Below are 1048 nucleotides of genomic sequence, written 5' to 3'. Positions count from 1 at the left end.
AGCCGCTCCGACCCCAGGACCGAGGTCCAGTCCTCGAAGGGCAGGTTCGAGGTGACGATGGTCGAGCCACGCTCGTAGCGCTGCGAGAAGACCTCGAACAAAAGCTCGGCGCCGGTCGGCGACAGCGGCACATAGCCGAGCTCGTCAACGATCAGCAGCTTGACCGCCTGCAACTCGCGCTGGAGCCTGAGCAGGCGCTTCTCGTCGCGGGCCTCGAGGAGCTGGCTGACCAGCGAAGCCGCCGTGGTGAAGGCGACGGAGAAGCCCTTCTGGCAAGCGGCCAGCCCGAGCGCGAGAGCGACATGGGTCTTGCCCGGGACTGTCAGGATTTCCGTGTGCGGGCGGCCATAATGGACCCGATGGAGGTTCCCGATGGCACGACGCAAAGCCCCCCGTATTCCTGACGCGCTTCTGGACCAGCTGCTGGCCGGCGCCGACCCCAAGACGGCTTTCGACCCCAATGGCCTGCTCGACGATCTGAAGAAGGCCTTCGCCGAGCGGGCCCTGAACGCCGAGATGGATCATCATCTGGCAGGTGACGAAGCCGGTAACAGCCGCAACGGCTACGGCCGCAAGACGGTGACGACCGAGACCGGCCGGATCGAGCTGGAGATTCCGCGCGATCGACAGGCGACGTTCGATCCGCAACTGATCGCCAAGTATCAGCGCCGCTTTCCCGGCTTCGACGACAAGATCGTCTCGATGTATGCCCGGGGCATGAGCGCCCGCGAGATCGTCGGGCATCTGCGCGAGCTCTACGGCATCGAGGTCTCCCCCGACCTCATCAGCGCCGTCACCGATGCCGTGCTCGATGAGATCGCGGCTTGGCAGAGCCGGCCGCTGGAGCCGGTCTATCCGCTGGTCTTCTTCGATGCCCTGCGCGTCAAGATCCGCGACGAGGGCGTCGTCCGCAACAAGGCCGTCCACATCGCGCTCGGCGTCCGTGCCGTGTGCACGGCGGTGAGAAAACCATCCAGTGGAGCGCCGGCGTTTGTGCCGGCGCGGGCGGCGTAAAAGTCGGCCACTGGATAGGCTGACCCCTTTCGGG

The 1048-nt window shown here is 66.0% G+C and carries 2 pseudogenes; one reads left to right on the top strand and one right to left on the bottom strand.

Annotated elements, in window-relative coordinates:
- A pseudogene (locus ACFPOB_RS30975) lies at positions 1-314 on the bottom strand (ATP-binding protein); the annotation flags it as partial.
- Positions 315-372: 58 nt separating this feature from the next.
- Here ACFPOB_RS30975 and ACFPOB_RS30970 point away from each other — a divergent pair.
- Positions 373-948, top strand: a pseudogene (locus tag ACFPOB_RS30970) (IS256 family transposase); the annotation flags it as partial.
- Between the last annotated feature and the right edge of the window lie 100 nt (positions 949-1048).

It is taken from the genome of Allobosea eneae (genome assembly GCF_042657265.1).
Classification (GTDB): Bacteria; Pseudomonadota; Alphaproteobacteria; order Rhizobiales; family Beijerinckiaceae; genus Allobosea; species Allobosea eneae.
This window is presented reverse-complemented; position numbering and strand designations above follow the sequence as displayed.